Below are 15,041 nucleotides of genomic sequence, written 5' to 3'. Positions count from 1 at the left end.
GGAGTCAGGTCAGACATCAGGTCAGCGGCTGGGTTACCAGGTTGTGGTACTGCAAGGTGATCCGGCGCCGGTAATACGCCTGGGTGGCTATGTCGCTCAATACCTGTAAGGCTGGCTGCGACTGCGACGAGAAAGCCCCCCCGTAAATCATCCGGTCAGCTTCGCGAAGAGCTTCCGTAACGCGCTCATTGGCAATCTGCTCGGCAATTTCCGAAGTGGTCATCGACTCATACGGCCGTTGCTCCAGCGTAGTCAGGTAGGTTTTCCAGAGCACGATGGCCTGGTTAGCCGAGTCGGCTGCGGTTATCGGCATAATATTACGACTCAGGCGATTGTAGTCGCGCAGAAAGCGAAGGTGGCGTCGGTTGAGCCGGTAAAGGCGGTATTGCCGCTCGATGGGTTGCCGGAAGAGGGCGTAAAGCAGGAGGCCCGCCAACCCCGTCATGGCCAGCACAAGACCCAGAACGGGGTAGTTGAACTGTTGCCGCAGGGGCGCCAGCCGGGTGCTGCTGGCCAGCGTCAGGCTGGCCGGTCGGCTGGCTTTGAGCTTCGACTTCAGAAAAACGGTATCGGTCTGCGTGAAAAGGGTCGTGCAGTCGGTTGCATTGATCAGGCGCACGGGCACCTGCAGGAGCTGGGCCGAATCGATCCCAAACGAAACCAGCGTATAAACGGCGCTGTCGCGGCTGACCGCGGTCGGGCCGCTGCCCGTGGTCTCGGTCGTAAAAATAGCGACGTCCTGGACCTGGAAAGGACTGAAATGCGCGGCCGTATCCGGAAACAGCACATCGACGGTTGGCCGGTGGTAAAACGTCAGCGCGTACCGGAACGGCCGACCGATCTCGATGCTGTCGGTCAGAAACACGCCGGTCAGCCGCGACCGGGCGGGCGGTTGGGCGCTGGTGTCGATCACCAGCAGCAGGAGCATGAAAACGATGGCCGCATACCTCCGCCGGAGCAGGCCCCAGAAACCAGTCATTATTTTCTGCGAATGCGAAACAGGTCAACGAGTTTAGGAACAAAGTCTTCCTGCGAATCGAGGGCCAGGTAGTTGGCGTTATATTGTTTACAAAGGCGCTCCAGCCGAAGCTGATTTTGCCGGAAGGTGTCGCGCAGGCTGCTCCGAAACGAAACCGACGAGGTGTTGACCCATACCGTTCGGCCGGTTTCGGTATCGTATACCGGAATGATGCCCAACCGGGGCAGGTTCACTTCGCGCTGGTCGTACAGGTGTATAACGACCAGATCGTGTTTCTTAGCCAGTGCCTTCAGGTTATGTTCATAGCTCTGATCGATAAAGTCAGACAGCAGAATGACCACACTCCGGCGTTTAAGACTGTTGAGCGTAAACAGCAGCGCATCGGCAATGCTCGTCCGGCCCGACTCGGGTTGCAGTTTGAACAGGCTCATGATGAGCTGATAGCCCGTTTTCAACCCGTTGCCGGGCTTGATGTATTTTTCTTTCTGATCCGAAAAGCAGTACAGGCCCACGTGGCTGGCTTCGTGAATAGCCGACAGGGCCAGCACGCCACATACCTCCTTGGTCGTCTTGAGTTTGTCGCGGTGGTGCGGCCCGACCTGTTGTGAAGCACTGACATCGACAACAAAAAAAACGGTCTGGTCTTTCTCTTCCCGAAATACTTTGACGAAGGTGCCGTGGCCTTTGGAGGATACGTTCCAGTCGATGGCGCGCACATCGTCGCCGTATTGATACTGACGCAGATCGGCAAACTCCAGCCCGGTCCCTTTGAAGACCGACCGGAAGCTGCCCCGCATCTGCGAGTTAACGGCTTTCCGGATCCGAATGTCGAAATGACGAAGTCTGGCCAGGAATTCATCCATAGGTGATAGGTGTTAGGGTATTTTAACAGCCATGCCCGAACTTTGTGCACCGCGACTGCCTTACAAAAGTAGTCTGTAATCTTTCTTTCTATGCGCCGTAATCGATTTGCTGTTGTTCGTCAGGGCGTGCTGCTGCTAACGACCCTCTGGATGATGGCCTGCGGAGTGCCGGCCGATGAGCGGCCCAATAACCTGCTCGATGAAGATCGGATGGCCGATATTCTGGTCGAGATCCATATGGCCGAAGCTCGCGTAAGTCGTATGGCGTTCTCGTCGTCCGACTCGTCCAATATTGTTTACAAGCGGCTGGAGAAACAGATTCTGCGCCGGTTCAAGACCGACACCTCGGCCTACAACCAAAGCTACAAATACTACGCATCGCACCCGCGCGATATGGAAGCGATCTATAAAGAAGTGGTTAGCAAACTGCAGAAGCGAACAGAAACCGGTAAGACCTCTGCCCGTTCATGAGAATCGGTATCATTGGCGCGGGTATTTCGGGGCTGACCCTGGCCTACGAGCTGCAAAAGCGGGGTGTTGACTATCACCTCTGGGAAGCCTCGGCCGAGCCGGGGGGCTATATCCGGTCCAGGCGCGAGCTGGTGGGCAACGCGTCGTACCTGCGCGAGCTGGGTCCTAACTCACTGCTGGGTGGAGATGAGCTGCTGGCGTGGATCGACGAACTCGGCCTGACCTCCGAGTTGCTCTTTGCCAACCCCGTCAGCAAAGCCCGCTTCGTTTACCGCAACGGGCACTACCGGGCGCTGCCGTCGGGCCCGCCGTCGCTGCTGGGCGGTACGTTCTTCAGCTGGCGTACCAAATGGGCCATTGTTCGGGAGCTTTTCAACAAAACCAGATCGACCGGTTCCGAAACGCTGGGTCAGTTTTTCCGGCGTCGGTTCTCCGATGAGCTGGTCGACTATGCGCTGGCGCCGTTTGTGAGCGGTATCTATGCCGGTGATCCGGATCAGCTGCTGGTGTCGGAAACCTTTCCGATGCTGCTGGCTTACGAACGCGACTACGGATCGGTACTGAAAGGGTTGATCAAAAACCAGTCGGCGGCCGGTCGGCGGCAGTCGTTCAGCTTCCGGGATGGTATGCAGACCCTGCCCGGTGCCCTGGCCGCCCGCCTGACGAAGCTGTCGCTCAACGATCCGGTCAGCCAGCTTACCCGCACGAGCAACGGCTGGCGCGTAACCAGCGTACAGGGAATAACCGAGGTCGATCAGCTGGTGCTGGCGGTCGGTGCCGATGCGGCTGCGCGGTTGGTTGCGCCTTATTACGATGGGTTGGCACAAGCCTTGCAGGCGGTTCGGTATCCGCCCATGACGGCGGTTCATTCGGCCTACAAACGCGTTGATGTGCAGCACCCTCTCAACGGATTTGGTGGGCTGAATCCCGCCGTGGAGAAGCGGTTTGCCGCCGGGCATATCTGGAGCAGTTCGGTGTTCGGTACCGGGCCGGAATCGGGGCGCTGCCCGGCCGATGAGGTGCTGTTTACGTCGTTTGTGGGTGGTATGACCGCGGCCGACAACGCCCGCCAGCCCGACGAGGTTATTTTCAGGAATATACACCAGGAACTGACCCGGAGCTTTGGAATTAGGGCCAGCGAGCCCGTATTTCGGGCCATTTACCGCTGGGACCGCGCTATTCCGCAATATGATGGGCAGATTGTAGCTGTGCAGCAGCAGGTAGCTGCGGTTAAAGCGGATAAGTTACTGGTCTGCGCCAACTGGTACGGTGGCCTTTCGCTGGCTGACTGTTTGAAGAAAGCACGTAACCTGGCCGAAGAAATTGGTGCTAAATCGCTGATTAACAATTTTTAATGGCTTAATTGTACAAAAAGGCATAGGTTTCGTGTTGTAATAATAGATCCCTCATACTAACCTGCTCGACATCGTGAAAGAACGTTTGGTGGTTATTCCCACATATAATGAAATAGAGAACATCGAGGCTATCATCCGTAAAGTGTTCAGCCTGGCCGAGCCGTTCGACATCCTGATCGTTGACGATGGTTCGCCGGACGGAACGGCCCGCCGTGTTCGTGATTTACAGGAAGAATTTCCCCCCAACGGTCCGGTGCAGCGGCTTCATCTGCTCGAACGGCGGGGTAAACTGGGCCTGGGTACGGCTTATATCGATGGGTTCAAGTGGGCCCTGTCGCGGGGATATCAGTACCTGTTCGAGATGGATGCCGACTTCTCTCACAATCCCGACGATCTCATCCGGTTGTACCACGCCTGCGCGGACGAAGGGCCGCAGCGGGCCGACGTTGCGGTTGGGTCGCGGTACATCAAAGGCGTCAACGTCGTGAACTGGCCAATGGGCCGGGTGCTGATGTCGTATTTTGCCGGGGTGTACGTGCGGTTCGTAACGGGCATGTCGATTATGGACCCCACGGCGGGTTTTGTCTGCTACCGGCGCGAGGTGCTGGAAGTGATTCTGCACAACCCAATCAAGTTTGTTGGGTATGCGTTCCAGATCGAAATGAAATTTACGTGCTGGAAATACGGATTCCGGATTACCGAAGTCCCCATTATTTTCACCGATCGTACCAAAGGCGTCTCAAAAATGTCGTCCAAGATTTTCAAGGAGGCCGTTTTTGGTGTACTACAGATGAAAATCAGCAGTTTCTTTCGCCATTATATCCCGCGTCGGGAAGCGGCCGTACGAGCCGAAGAGCCCGTCGATGCGGTTTGAGTTTTACGGTGTGGTTTAATAGATTTGGGCAGTTAATCCACCGTCAGTTTCAGTACCTGTCCAGATGACTCTCAAGTGCACCATCGCTATCTTTTTACTGGCAAACCTTACTCTTCAAGCCCAAAATGAAGAGAAAAAATACGAGTTAGAGCGATTGACTCGCCAGAAGAGTCATATCCGACAAGTATTGACTTATGGATTCGACCAGGCTACCAATGACAGTAGCTTGGTTGCTCACGATTTTTATGACAGCCTAGGCAACTTGGTTGAAAGAAGACAATACAATTTTATAGGTAAACTTCAATATAGAGGATTGCTGACTTATAATGATAGAGGTCTATGTACGCAAGAAACGGGATACAAAGGGGATGATAGTTTATTGCAGTTTTTTATCTATACGTATGATAAAGAGGGTAATAGGACAGATTATCAGCAATTGAGTTCTGATAAAAAAGTTCTAGTTCATCAAAAGAGCATTTTTAATTCAAAAGGACAACATATAAAGCTTTACGATCAATCAGAAGAACGAGGTGACTTTTACTTAAGTGCCACTTTTGCCTATGATAGCGCTGGCCGTTCCTCTATCTTTACCATGTATAGTGTTGACGGAGACACTGGTGGTTGCTATGAATATTACTATGATGACAGAGATAATTTAACAGAAACATACCAGGTTATGGGTGATCAAAAAACACTTGTCTATAAAAATCGATACAATGAAAAAAAACAACTGATAGAAAAACAATATTATCAAAGAAATCAATACATTACTAACGGGCGTCCGCAAACAGTTCCCTCTGATCGACGAATACTATTTACTTATGATGCAGAGGGTAATATAATTGATGAATCAACCTGGAATAAAGCAACGCTGGTTAAACGTACTAGATATTATTTCGTAAAAAAAATGCCTTAAAATCTTGCAAACATCGGGATGACGCCCATTCGTAGTTGACAGGAAGAGGGGAAAAGTAGTACGACCTATGAGAAGTAGGTTGTTGTTAGCTTGACGGCTATATCATAATTAAGGCTGAACATCCCGATACAAAACCACTTGATAGTCTCCGAAGTCACGTCAGCTTTTTCCGTCGTTATATTCCCCGCCCGGAAGCGGCCGTACGAGCCGAAGAGCCCGTCGATGCAGTGTAGGACGTTGGATCGTCGGTCGGCACTTGTTTTATTGCGCACCCGTTGTTGTGGGAACACAGCAGCGGGTGTTGCGTTTGGTGCTGTACCGATCGGTCTTGTTTCCATAAACCCGCTGCCTCTATGAATTTAATTTACCGACTGGCTACTGAAGCTGACCTGATCGATATTGTCCGGCTGCTGGCCGACGACCCGCTGGGGGCTGCGAGAGACCCTTTTCAACTGCCTCTGCCCGAGTCGTACTACCGGGCGTTCCGGGCCATTGCGAACGATCCGAACCAGGAGCTGACGGTTGCCGAACAAAATGGCGAGATCGTAGCCACGTTTCAGCTCAGTTTTATTCCGTGTCTGACCCACCAGGGCAGTACCCGGGCGCAGGTAGAATCGGTTCGGGTTAAATCGACGTACCGGGGGCAGGGCATCGGCACTACCGTGTTTGAGTACATTATCCGGCGCGCCAGCGAAAAAGGAGCCCGTCTGCTTCAGCTCACTACCGATAAGAAACGGCATGATGCCAAACGATTTTACGCGTCGCTCGGCTTTGTCGATTCGCACGAGGGCATGAAGCTGAATTTACACCAATAACCCGTACTAGTTCGACCGATGTTGCCGGTTACGCGCGGCAGCAACGGTCAGGGCGGTGATCATACTGGCTGGTATGGTCACCGCCCTTTTTGTATTAATCCTAGTATTTATATGGTTTGCGTTGACTTATAATATATCGTCAAATTAACAAATAGTGGTATAATTCTTATATAAAAGCCATTTATGCCAAATTTTATTCGCATATACTTCTTAGTTGACATATTAACATATTAAATTGCGAGCTGTTTTTAAGCTATAACCATCAACATGAACAGAGTTCTACAAATTATTTGTCTTCTGATAGTGGTCCTACTGAGTCAGGCTGCTATGGCCCAGGGTCAGGTAGTGACCGGAAAGGTAACGGGCGACGATGGAGCCACGATTCCGGGGGTTACGGTGCTGATCAAAGGCACAACCCGGGGCACAACAACCAACGCCGACGGCGATTTCCGGATCGAGGCAACGCCCGGTACCCGGCTTGTGTTCAGCTTCGTGGGCTACAAGTCTCAGGAAGTAGCGGTAGGGAATCAGTCGGCTATCTCGGTTCGCCTGGAGGCCGATGCCACCAACCTGGACGAGGTGATTGTGACGACATTTGGTACGGCCAAACGGGCTTCGTTTACGGGTTCAGCCGGTACGATCTCGGCCGAGAACATCAAAACCCGCCCAATTACCAACGTGGGGCAGGCGCTGGCCGGAGCCGCGGCCGGGGTGCAGACAACGGTCGGTAGCGGCCAGCCTGGTTCGGCGCCGGATATCCGGATTCGGGGGTTCGGCTCGTACTCGTCGGGTAACGATCCGCTGTACGTGGTAGACGGTATTCCGTTTACAGCCAACATCAGTAACATCAGCCCGAATGATATTGAGAGCATCACAATCCTAAAAGATGCGGCCTCAACGGCGCTGTACGGCGCCCGGGCCGCCAACGGGGTTGTGGTGATAACGACCAAAAAAGGCGTTAAAGACCAGAGCACTATTTCGTTCCGGTATACCAAAGGGCTGAACACCCGCGCCCTGCCCGAATACGAGCGCGTCGGTCCGGCTGAGTACTACCCGCTGATGTGGGAATCGTACCGGAACAGTTTGGCTTACCGCGCTACGAACCCGCTTTCCTTATCGGCTGCTAATGCCAATGCCAGCAACGGCGTGGTCGAAAATGTGGGATACAATATTTACAACGTACCTAACAACCAGCTGGTTGGTGTCGATGGGCAGCTTAATCCGAACGCGCGTCTGTTGTACTCGGCCGAAGACCTGGACTGGGCGAAGCCGCTGATGCGCCAGGGCAACCGGGATGAATACAACCTCAGCTTTGCGGGCGGACAAAACAAAACGGATTATTTCCTGTCGCTCTCGTACCTGAGCGATAAAGGCTATCTGATTCGTTCCGACTTTGAACGGTATACAGCCCGGCTCAACATCAATTCGCAGATAAAACCGTGGTTCAGAACCGGTGCCAACCTATCGGCTACCGTGTCGAACTCCAACCAGGCCGATGCCGACGGCAGTACGTCGTTCGTTAACCCGTTCTTCTTCGCGCGCACTATGGGGCCGATCTACCCGGTCTATGCCTACGATCCGGCTAATCCGGGGCAGTTTCTGACCCTGCCCAACGGTAACCGGCGTTACGACTACGGCAACCTGACCGCACTGGGGTTACCCTCCCGTCCGCAATACGCAGGTCGGCATGCCATTGCCGAAACCGAGCTGAACCAGAATTACTTCCGCCGGAACGTGCTGAGCGGCCGGACCTATGGTGAAGTAACCTTCCTGAAAGACTTTAAACTGACGGCCAACTTCGGAGCCGACATTACCAACATCAACAACGTGACCTACGGCAACCCCGAAATTGGCGATGGGGCGCCGGCCGGTCGCGCCACGCACGAGTTCCAGAATATCAGTGGCTATAACCTGAACCAGTTGCTCAACTACGATAAGTCGATCGGCAAGCACACCATAGGCGTGTTGCTGGGCCACGAGAACTTCAGCGTGACGGATAATTTTCTGACGGGCTCCCGCTCGCAGCAGGTGCTGGACGGCAACTATGAACTGGTCAATTTTACCACCACGACCAGCCTGAACTCGGTATACAACGTTCGGCGGGTAGAAGGATACTTCTCGCGTCTCAACTACGACTATGACCAGCGGTACTTCGTATCAGCATCGGTTCGGCGCGACGGCACGAGCAAATTCTACCGCGACAGCCGCTGGGGAACGTTCTACTCGGTGAGTGGTGCGTGGCGGCTGGATCAGGAAGATTTTATTAAAAATATTCCCAGCATCAGCCTGCTGAAACTGCGTGCTTCGTACGGGCAGACGGGTAACGATGGTGGTGGTAATACGGGTAGCTTCGCTTCCAGCAACACCATCAGCTATTATGCCTGGCAGCCGCTTTTTGAGCTGAACCGCAACAACGCACTGGAAGCAGGCTCGCTCCAGACCAGCCTGGGTAATCGGGACCTGGAGTGGGAGTCGAGCAACTCATCGGACGTAGCCCTGGAGTTTGGCCTGTTCAAAGGCCGCATCACGGGTACGATCGAGTACTTCAACCGCCAGTCGTCGAACCTGATTTTTGCCGTACCACTGCCGCTGTCAACGGGAATCACGACCGTTACGCGGAACATTGGTACGATGTACAACCGGGGCGTTGAATTTGAACTGGGCCTGGAGCCGGTTCGTACCCAGGGCTTTACCTGGCGCATCGACCTGAACGCGACTCGTCTGAAAAACCAGATTACGAAGATGCCGGACGAAACTCCGGAGATCATTGACGGTACCAAAAAACTGTCGGTTGGTCATTCGATCTATGATTTCTGGCTCCGCGAATACATGGGCGTGAACCCCACAACGGGCGAGGCTCAGTACCGGGCCAGCACCTTCGTAGCCGCCAACTCGCGCATTACCGAAGCCGGCGATACCGTAACGACCAGTATCAACAACGCCCGCTTCCATTACAGTGGCACCTCGATTCCCAAACTGACTGGCGGTATCACCAACTCGTTCAGCTACAAAGGGCTGACGCTGTCGGGCTTGCTGGTGTACCAGATTGGTGGCAAAATTTACGACGGTGCCTACGCGGCTCTGATGGGATCGGGTAGTTACGGCAGTGCCAAACACGTCGATATTCTGAACCGCTGGCAATCGTCCGGTGACGTAACCAACGTACCTCGCATGGACAATGGCCGAACGGCTGACTTCGATGCGGCTTCTGACCGGTGGCTGACCAGTGCCAGCTATCTCAACATTCGTTCGGTAACGCTCGGGTACTCGATTCCGAACACCCTCTCGCGCCGGATATTCGTGCAGAACGCGCAGGTGTACATCAGTGGCGAGAATTTCTTCCTGCTGTCGGCCCGGAAAGGGATGAACGTGCAGCAGAGTTTCGCCGGTACCACCTCCAACGTGTTCAGCCCGGCCAAAAGCCTGGTTATGGGTATTTCATTCTCGCTCTAAACGTCAGACAACTCATGAAAAAAATAGTTTTGACAGTGCTCGTCGGGATGGGCCTGTTTGCTACCTCCTGTAAAGAATCCTATCTGGAAACCTCGCCTACGGGAAGCGTCGATGCCGGAGCTATCTACGCAACGACCAAAAACGCATCGGCCGCTATCAACGGTATTTACCGGGCCATGGTGCTGCGGTATCTGGACTCGCAGGGGCACTTTGGTCATCCGGCCATGATGATCATCCTGGACGCCATGGGCGAAGATCTGATCCTGAGCAACACCTCCAATAACTGGCACCTGGGCGAGCAGCGCTGGATTGCCCACCGGTCTGATGTCAATACCATGACCCGCTTCCCGTATCAGCTGTATTACCGGCTCATCGGAAACGCGAATCTGGCTATTGCCAACATCGACAACGCTACGGGTTCGCAGGCCGAGCGGAATCAGGTTAAAGGCGAAGCCCTGGCGCTGCGGGCCTTTTCGTACTTCAACCTGGTTCAGCTCTATGGCAAGCGGTACGACGGAGCCGCTAAGCCAAACAGCCAGCTGGGCGTTCCGCTGGTACTAACGCCGACGACCGATGGACTGCCCCGCGCTACGGTAGAAGACGTCTATACGCAGATCAACAAGGATCTGGTCGATGCGGCCGGACTGCTGACGTCGACCCGTACCTATAAGTCGCACATCAATCTGGAGGTGGTCAAAGGGTTTCAGGCCCGTGTGGCGCTCACGCAGCAGAACTGGGCCGATGCAGCCAGGTTTGCCGCCGAGGCCCGTAAGTCGTTTTCGCTGATGAGCATCGCGCAGTATCAGGAAGGATTTTCTGAGATCAACAATCCCGAGTGGATGTGGGGCTTCGATCACATCGAAGATCAGACGGAATTTTTCGGCGCGTTTCACTCATATATCTCCAGCAACTTCAACTCGACCAATATCCGGGTCACGCCCAAGCTGATCAATAAACTGGTGTATGATCAGATTCCGGCTACGGACGTCCGGTCGAAAATGTGGGTAAAAGCCCCGACAGCGGCTAACTCGGTTGTGCCGACGGGTGGTTTGCGGGTTGCCTACATGACTCAGAAGTTTCGGCTGCCGGGTACGCCGTCGACCAGCACCATGGGCGATATTCCGTACATGCGGGCGGCTGAAATGTACCTGATCGAAGCCGAAGCGCAGGCCCGGCTGGGCAAAACAACCGAAGCCGCCGGGGTGCTGTTCGACTATGTCAGCAAGCGTGATCCGGCCTATGTTCGGTCGACCCAAACCGGTACGGCCCTGATCGACGAAATTCTTTTCCACCGCCGTATCGAAATGTGGGGCGAAGGGGTTCGGTTTACCGATCTGAAACGGATGAACCTGCCCCTGAACCGGAACGGAGCCAACCACAACCCGGCGGTAGCTGTCATCTTCGACGTAAAAGCAGGTGATCCTCAGTGGGAGTTCCTGTTCCCGCGCCGGGAGCTGGATTCTAACAAAGCCATTGTACAGAACCCGCTGTAACGAGCTTCCGGTGGCGCTGCTGAATCGCCATAAAAAGGCTTGATTCAGCCAGGGCTTCGCGCCGGACGTGCGGCTTACGCTCCCCCACTATGCAACGCGCCTGACTCGGGTTTGAGTCAGGCGCGTTGCTGCTTATCCGATCGGTTCATGAAAGCAGCCGGTGCTCTAGGGTCGGGCAATCTGGTCGGTAAACCGCGCCACGGTCTCGGCCGGCGCGTCGATATCGACCCGTTTGTGCTGACTGGTGAAACCCGCCGTAATCGTGACACTGGCTTTGGGTATGCCCAGCTGTCTGGCCAGAAACTCGACCAGGTAAGCGTTGGCTTTCCCGTCCTGCGCCGGTGCTTTGATCTTGACCTGTAGCAGCCCGGCCGCGTCGTAAAACAGCGAATCGACCTTGCTGCCGGGCTTCACCTTCAGCTGTATCGTCATGCGGGCTGCTGAAGCTGGCTGGCCAGGGTCGCAATGCCTTCCTCGAACGAGTGGGGGGCATACCCTAATTCGGTACGGGCTTTATCGATAATGAAACCGGTGCGGGGTGGCCGGCGGGCCACCTGTGTAAACGTCGACGCGTCGGCCTGGGTGATGAGCGACTTGTCCAGCCCGAAATAATCGGCGGTGCGGATGGCCATTTCGTAGGGCGTCAGTACTTCTTTGCCCGAGATATTGAAGATGCCGGTGGCCTGTCTGGTAGCAATGAGCGCGCATCCACTGGCCAGGTCCTCGGCCAGCGTTGGGCTGCGAAACTGATCGGTTACGACCTTGATGGTTTTGCCGTCTTCCAGCGATTTCTTGACCCAGAGGATAATATTGCTCCGGCTCATGTCGTGCGCAATGCCGTAAACGAGCACCGTGCGGGCAATACCCCAGCGGATGCCGCTGTGCTGCACTACTTTCTCGGCGGCATACTTGCTCCAGCCGTAGAAGCTGATCGGGTTGGCCGCGGCCGACTCGTCGTACGGTCCGTCGGCTCCGTCGAAGATAAAGTCCGTCGAGACGTGGCAGAGGAACGCGCCGGTCTGTTTGCAGGCGTCAACGATGTATTCGGTAGCGGTAACGTTCTGTGCCCAGCAGGCTTCCTTGTCGAGTTCGCACTTATCCACATCGGTCATAGCGGCTCCGTGGATAACGGCCTGTGGCTGAACATCGCTGATCACGTCGAGTACCTGCTGCCGGTCGGTGATGTCCATCGAGCGATACGTGTAGCCTTCGGTAAACGGAAGCCGGTTCTGCCCCCGGGCCGTCGCAATCAGCTCAATGTCGGATTGCTGAGCCAGTAAACCAACCAGTTTCTGCCCCAGCAGCCCATTAGCGCCGGTAATTAGGATTTTTGTCATAAGTATTGATACCCGTATTGTTTGGTAATCTTCTTTTTCTTGACCCACGCGCCGGTCATACGCATCCGTACATCAGCCGTGGGGCGGTCTTTCGGGTCGCGGGGCTGTTGAGCAATGCTGTCGACTACGGCCAGCCCGTGAATCACTTCCCCGAAAACCGTATAGCTGCCGTCCAGGTGCGGGCTGCCGCCGAGGGTTTTGTAGGTCTGCTTCTGCGCATCGGTCATGACCCGCTCCGGCGCGCGGCTCCGGCTCCGTTCGATCTGCTTTTGCAGCTCATCGTCGGGCCAGACGCGGCCCTGCACGATGTAAAACTGGCAGCCGCTCGACGCTTTGGCGGGATTATTGTCCCGGGCTGCGGCCAGCGACCCTTTCTTATGGAACAAGTTCGGTAAAATTTCGGCCGGAACGGTATAGCCTACGTCGCCATTACCCAACGGTTCGCCGGGTCTGGCCTGTTTCGAGTTGGGGTCGCCCCCCTGAATCATAAAATTTTGAATAACCCGGTGAAAGAGCAGGCTGTCGTAAAATCGCCGGTCAACGAGCTTGATGAAGTTTTCCTTATGCTTTGGCGTCTGGTCATACAGGACGAGCTGCATGGGGCCGTAGGGCGTTTCGAGCGTAACGAGATAGTCTTTCTTTTTGCCGGGTTTACCGGGGCCTCGTGCGTTGTTGTCGGCATGGGCCTTTGACAGGAACGGAAGGAACAACAGGAGCCAGAACGCTTTTTTCATGAGGATTAAAGAAGAACCTGATTGGCAAATGCGTCTTTCAGGCGCTGGTCGTGGGTTACCACAATCAGGCTGGCCCCGATCTGTTCCGACTGCTGCCGAAGCAGGTCGACGACCCGCGCCGTATTTTCGTCGTCGAGGCTGGAGGTGGGTTCGTCGGCCAGTATGACGCCGGGCTGGTTCATCATGGCGCGGGCAATGCTGACGCGCTGTTGTTCGCCCTGACTGAGCTGGTTGGCTTTTTTGCTGAGATGATCACCGAAGCCGAGCTGACCGGCCAGCTCGCGGGCGCGGGCTTTGTTCTGCGGTTTTTCGGCCAGGTAGTTGGCCAGCAGCAGGTTGTCGAGTACGGACAGCGAGCTCACAAAATGCGGTTTCTGGTAGACAATACCCACGTGGCTGGCCCGGAAAGCCGCCGTTTCGGCCGGGCTAAGCTGGGTCAGTTCGGTCTGGTTCATGGTAACCGAACCGCTCTGGGGCCGAAGCAGCAGCGCCAGCAGGTGCAGAAACGTAGTTTTGCCCGTGCCTGAGCGGCCGAGAATCAGGAGCGCTTCGCGGTCGGCGCAGTAAACGTCCGGAAAAACGAACTGCCTGGACGGACCGTAGGCAAACGTAAGTTGGTTAGTTGCCAGCATTGGATAGGGGCGAATCACCACAAAAATAGGTAAAAGTTGTATGTTTGAGCCGATTGTCGTGCGTATCGGTTCGTTCAGCTGCGTTACCGACTTTCCGCTACCAACTCGTACCTACCTTGAAACGAATTGCTCTGTTTGCGTCCGGTTCCGGCTCCAACGCCGAGAAAATAGCCGAGTACTGTGCGGCCTACGCCGATATCGATGTGGCGCTCATGCTGTCTAACAACCCCAGGGCGGGCGTAATCGAACGGGCGCGCCGGTTGCATATTCCGGTGCTGTTGTTCGATCGCACTACCTTTTATAACAGCGACCGGATAACGACCCTGCTGCAACAGCAACAGATCGACCTCATCGTGCTGGCGGGGTTCATGTGGCTCATGCCGGCCGGGCTGGTGCAGGCGTTTCCGGACAGGATCATCAATATTCACCCGGCATTACTGCCTAAGTTTGGCGGAAAAGGCATGTACGGTCATTTTGTACACGAGGCCGTGGTGGCTGCGGGCGAAACCGAGTCGGGCATCACGATCCACTACGTGAACGAGCGCTATGACGAAGGCCAGATCATCGTGCAGGCGAGCTGTCCGGTCGATCCCGCCGACACTCCCGACGATGTAGCCCGTAAGGTACAGAAGCTGGAGCATGCGTATTACCCCCGCGTTGTGGTCGATCTGCTCAACCAACTGGAAACCAGGCCATGAAAACACTCGGTCGTCTGTTGGTAATCGTTGGGTTAGGCGGTCTGTTAACGGGCTGTTTCCGGCCCATCGTGTATTTGCAGAACAACCCGAACTACCCGGTCGATGTCTTCTACGACAACCAGAAACCAGACCGGTCGTTCGAGCCAATCCGCGAGCTGGAATCCATCGGCGAGGTGCCGCTGACCGATCGGCAAACCCAGAACCGACGGATGCTAAGCCGGGGTAACGACATGCAGCAGAAAGAACTGCTACTGGCCCGGATGACCATGGATGCGAAGAAGCTCGGGGCCGATGCGCTGGTTGGCGTGCGCTACACCTATTTTACCTCGCAGACCACCAACGGCTACCGCATGACGGGCCTGGCCGTAAAATACCGGAAAGAATACGCCGTAGAGTAGCCGAACATAAACGCAGGAGGGGC

At 55.1% G+C, this 15,041-nt stretch carries 15 protein-coding genes; 9 read left to right on the top strand and 6 right to left on the bottom strand.

The window, feature by feature from the left end:
* Positions 1 to 16: 16 nt before the first annotated feature.
* Positions 17 to 979 (bottom strand): hypothetical protein, encoded by a 963-nt coding sequence (locus tag B1C80_RS01905; RefSeq protein ID WP_236648564.1) that lies wholly within the window; start codon positions 977 to 979, stop codon positions 17 to 19.
* The gene (locus B1C80_RS01900; RefSeq protein WP_077919345.1) at positions 979 to 1,842 is read right to left on the bottom strand and encodes a DUF58 domain-containing protein; all 864 of its coding nucleotides are present in this window, start codon (positions 1,840 to 1,842) and stop codon (positions 979 to 981) included. The genes B1C80_RS01905 and B1C80_RS01900 overlap by 1 nt, the downstream gene beginning before the upstream one ends.
* Positions 1,843 to 1,932: 90 nt before the next feature.
* Here B1C80_RS01900 and B1C80_RS01895 point away from each other — a divergent pair, with 90 nt between their 5' ends.
* From B1C80_RS01895 to B1C80_RS01865, 7 genes are all read left to right on the top strand, one after another.
* Complete coding sequence (locus B1C80_RS01895) at positions 1,933 to 2,313, top strand: DUF4296 domain-containing protein (RefSeq protein ID WP_077919344.1); 381 nt, start codon at positions 1,933 to 1,935, stop codon at positions 2,311 to 2,313.
* Entirely contained in the window at positions 2,310 to 3,668 is a 1,359-nt protein-coding gene (gene hemG / locus B1C80_RS01890; RefSeq protein WP_077919343.1) for a protoporphyrinogen oxidase, read from the top strand. Before B1C80_RS01895 ends, hemG begins: the two co-directional genes overlap by 4 nt.
* Before the next feature lie 73 nt (positions 3,669 to 3,741).
* Positions 3,742 to 4,542 (top strand): polyprenol monophosphomannose synthase, encoded by an 801-nt coding sequence (locus tag B1C80_RS01885; protein ID WP_077919342.1) that lies wholly within the window; start codon positions 3,742 to 3,744, stop codon positions 4,540 to 4,542.
* A gap of 64 nt (positions 4,543 to 4,606) precedes the next feature.
* A complete protein-coding gene (locus B1C80_RS01880) occupies positions 4,607 to 5,458 on the top strand; it encodes a hypothetical protein (protein WP_077919341.1) in 852 nt (283 codons plus the stop codon).
* Between the two features lie 353 nt (positions 5,459 to 5,811).
* Positions 5,812 to 6,273, top strand: a complete 462-nt coding sequence (locus B1C80_RS01875; protein ID WP_077919340.1) for a GNAT family N-acetyltransferase — start codon at positions 5,812 to 5,814, stop codon at positions 6,271 to 6,273.
* A 303-nt stretch (positions 6,274 to 6,576) separates the two neighbouring features.
* Complete coding sequence (locus B1C80_RS01870; RefSeq protein WP_236648563.1) at positions 6,577 to 9,726, top strand: SusC/RagA family TonB-linked outer membrane protein; 3,150 nt, start codon at positions 6,577 to 6,579, stop codon at positions 9,724 to 9,726.
* Between the two features lie 14 nt (positions 9,727 to 9,740).
* Positions 9,741 to 11,219, top strand: coding sequence for a RagB/SusD family nutrient uptake outer membrane protein (locus B1C80_RS01865; RefSeq protein WP_077919338.1), 1,479 nt, complete (start codon positions 9,741 to 9,743; stop codon positions 11,217 to 11,219).
* A 165-nt stretch (positions 11,220 to 11,384) separates the two neighbouring features.
* On the opposite strand, the gene B1C80_RS01860 is transcribed toward B1C80_RS01865, so the two are convergent.
* The 4 genes from B1C80_RS01860 to B1C80_RS01845 are packed head-to-tail and all read right to left on the bottom strand — an operon-like array spanning position 11,385 to position 13,922.
* The gene (locus B1C80_RS01860; protein ID WP_077919337.1) at positions 11,385 to 11,651 is read right to left on the bottom strand and encodes a DUF167 domain-containing protein; all 267 of its coding nucleotides are present in this window, start codon (positions 11,649 to 11,651) and stop codon (positions 11,385 to 11,387) included.
* A complete protein-coding gene (locus tag B1C80_RS01855) occupies positions 11,648 to 12,556 on the bottom strand; it encodes an SDR family oxidoreductase (RefSeq protein WP_077919336.1) in 909 nt (302 codons plus the stop codon). Before B1C80_RS01855 ends, B1C80_RS01860 begins: the two co-directional genes overlap by 4 nt.
* Complete coding sequence (locus B1C80_RS01850) at positions 12,553 to 13,290, bottom strand: peptidylprolyl isomerase (RefSeq protein WP_077919335.1); 738 nt, start codon at positions 13,288 to 13,290, stop codon at positions 12,553 to 12,555. The genes B1C80_RS01855 and B1C80_RS01850 overlap by 4 nt, the downstream gene beginning before the upstream one ends.
* Before the next feature lie 5 nt (positions 13,291 to 13,295).
* Positions 13,296 to 13,922: an ABC transporter ATP-binding protein gene (locus B1C80_RS01845; RefSeq protein WP_077919334.1), complete on the bottom strand. Its 627-nt coding sequence runs from the start codon at positions 13,920 to 13,922 to the stop codon at positions 13,296 to 13,298.
* 116 nt (positions 13,923 to 14,038) lie between these two features.
* On the opposite strand from B1C80_RS01845, the gene purN reads away from it, so the two are divergent.
* Positions 14,039 to 14,620, top strand: coding sequence for a phosphoribosylglycinamide formyltransferase (gene purN, locus B1C80_RS01840; protein ID WP_077919333.1), 582 nt, complete (start codon positions 14,039 to 14,041; stop codon positions 14,618 to 14,620).
* The gene (locus tag B1C80_RS01835; RefSeq protein WP_077919332.1) at positions 14,617 to 15,018 is read left to right on the top strand and encodes a hypothetical protein; all 402 of its coding nucleotides are present in this window, start codon (positions 14,617 to 14,619) and stop codon (positions 15,016 to 15,018) included. Before purN ends, B1C80_RS01835 begins: the two co-directional genes overlap by 4 nt.
* Positions 15,019 to 15,041: the final 23 nt, after the last annotated feature.

Origin of the sequence: Spirosoma sp. 209 (assembly GCF_002006735.1) — a bacterium.
Taxonomy (GTDB): Bacteria; Bacteroidota; Bacteroidia; order Cytophagales; family Spirosomataceae; genus Spirosoma; species Spirosoma sordidisoli.
The sequence above is the reverse complement of the archived record's forward strand: the minus strand, read 5'-3'. Positions and strand labels throughout refer to the sequence as shown.

Excerpts from the sequence above, each read along its gene's own strand:
- B1C80_RS01905 (WP_236648564.1), bottom strand. The coding sequence starts at position 979 with ATGACTGGTTTCTGGGGCCTGCTCCGGCGGAGGTATGCGGCCATCGTT.
- B1C80_RS01900 (WP_077919345.1), bottom strand. The coding sequence starts at position 1,842 with ATGGATGAATTCCTGGCCAGACTTCGTCATTTCGACATTCGGATCCGG.
- B1C80_RS01895 (WP_077919344.1), top strand. The coding sequence starts at position 1,933 with ATGCGCCGTAATCGATTTGCTGTTGTTCGTCAGGGCGTGCTGCTGCTA.
- hemG (WP_077919343.1), top strand. The coding sequence starts at position 2,310 with ATGAGAATCGGTATCATTGGCGCGGGTATTTCGGGGCTGACCCTGGCC.
- B1C80_RS01880 (WP_077919341.1), top strand. The coding sequence starts at position 4,607 with ATGACTCTCAAGTGCACCATCGCTATCTTTTTACTGGCAAACCTTACT.
- B1C80_RS01875 (WP_077919340.1), top strand. The coding sequence starts at position 5,812 with ATGAATTTAATTTACCGACTGGCTACTGAAGCTGACCTGATCGATATT.
- B1C80_RS01865 (WP_077919338.1), top strand. The coding sequence starts at position 9,741 with ATGAAAAAAATAGTTTTGACAGTGCTCGTCGGGATGGGCCTGTTTGCT.
- B1C80_RS01860 (WP_077919337.1), bottom strand. The coding sequence starts at position 11,651 with ATGACGATACAGCTGAAGGTGAAGCCCGGCAGCAAGGTCGATTCGCTG.
- B1C80_RS01855 (WP_077919336.1), bottom strand. The coding sequence starts at position 12,556 with ATGACAAAAATCCTAATTACCGGCGCTAATGGGCTGCTGGGGCAGAAA.
- B1C80_RS01850 (WP_077919335.1), bottom strand. The coding sequence starts at position 13,290 with ATGAAAAAAGCGTTCTGGCTCCTGTTGTTCCTTCCGTTCCTGTCAAAG.
- B1C80_RS01845 (WP_077919334.1), bottom strand. The coding sequence starts at position 13,922 with ATGCTGGCAACTAACCAACTTACGTTTGCCTACGGTCCGTCCAGGCAG.
- B1C80_RS01835 (WP_077919332.1), top strand. The coding sequence starts at position 14,617 with ATGAAAACACTCGGTCGTCTGTTGGTAATCGTTGGGTTAGGCGGTCTG.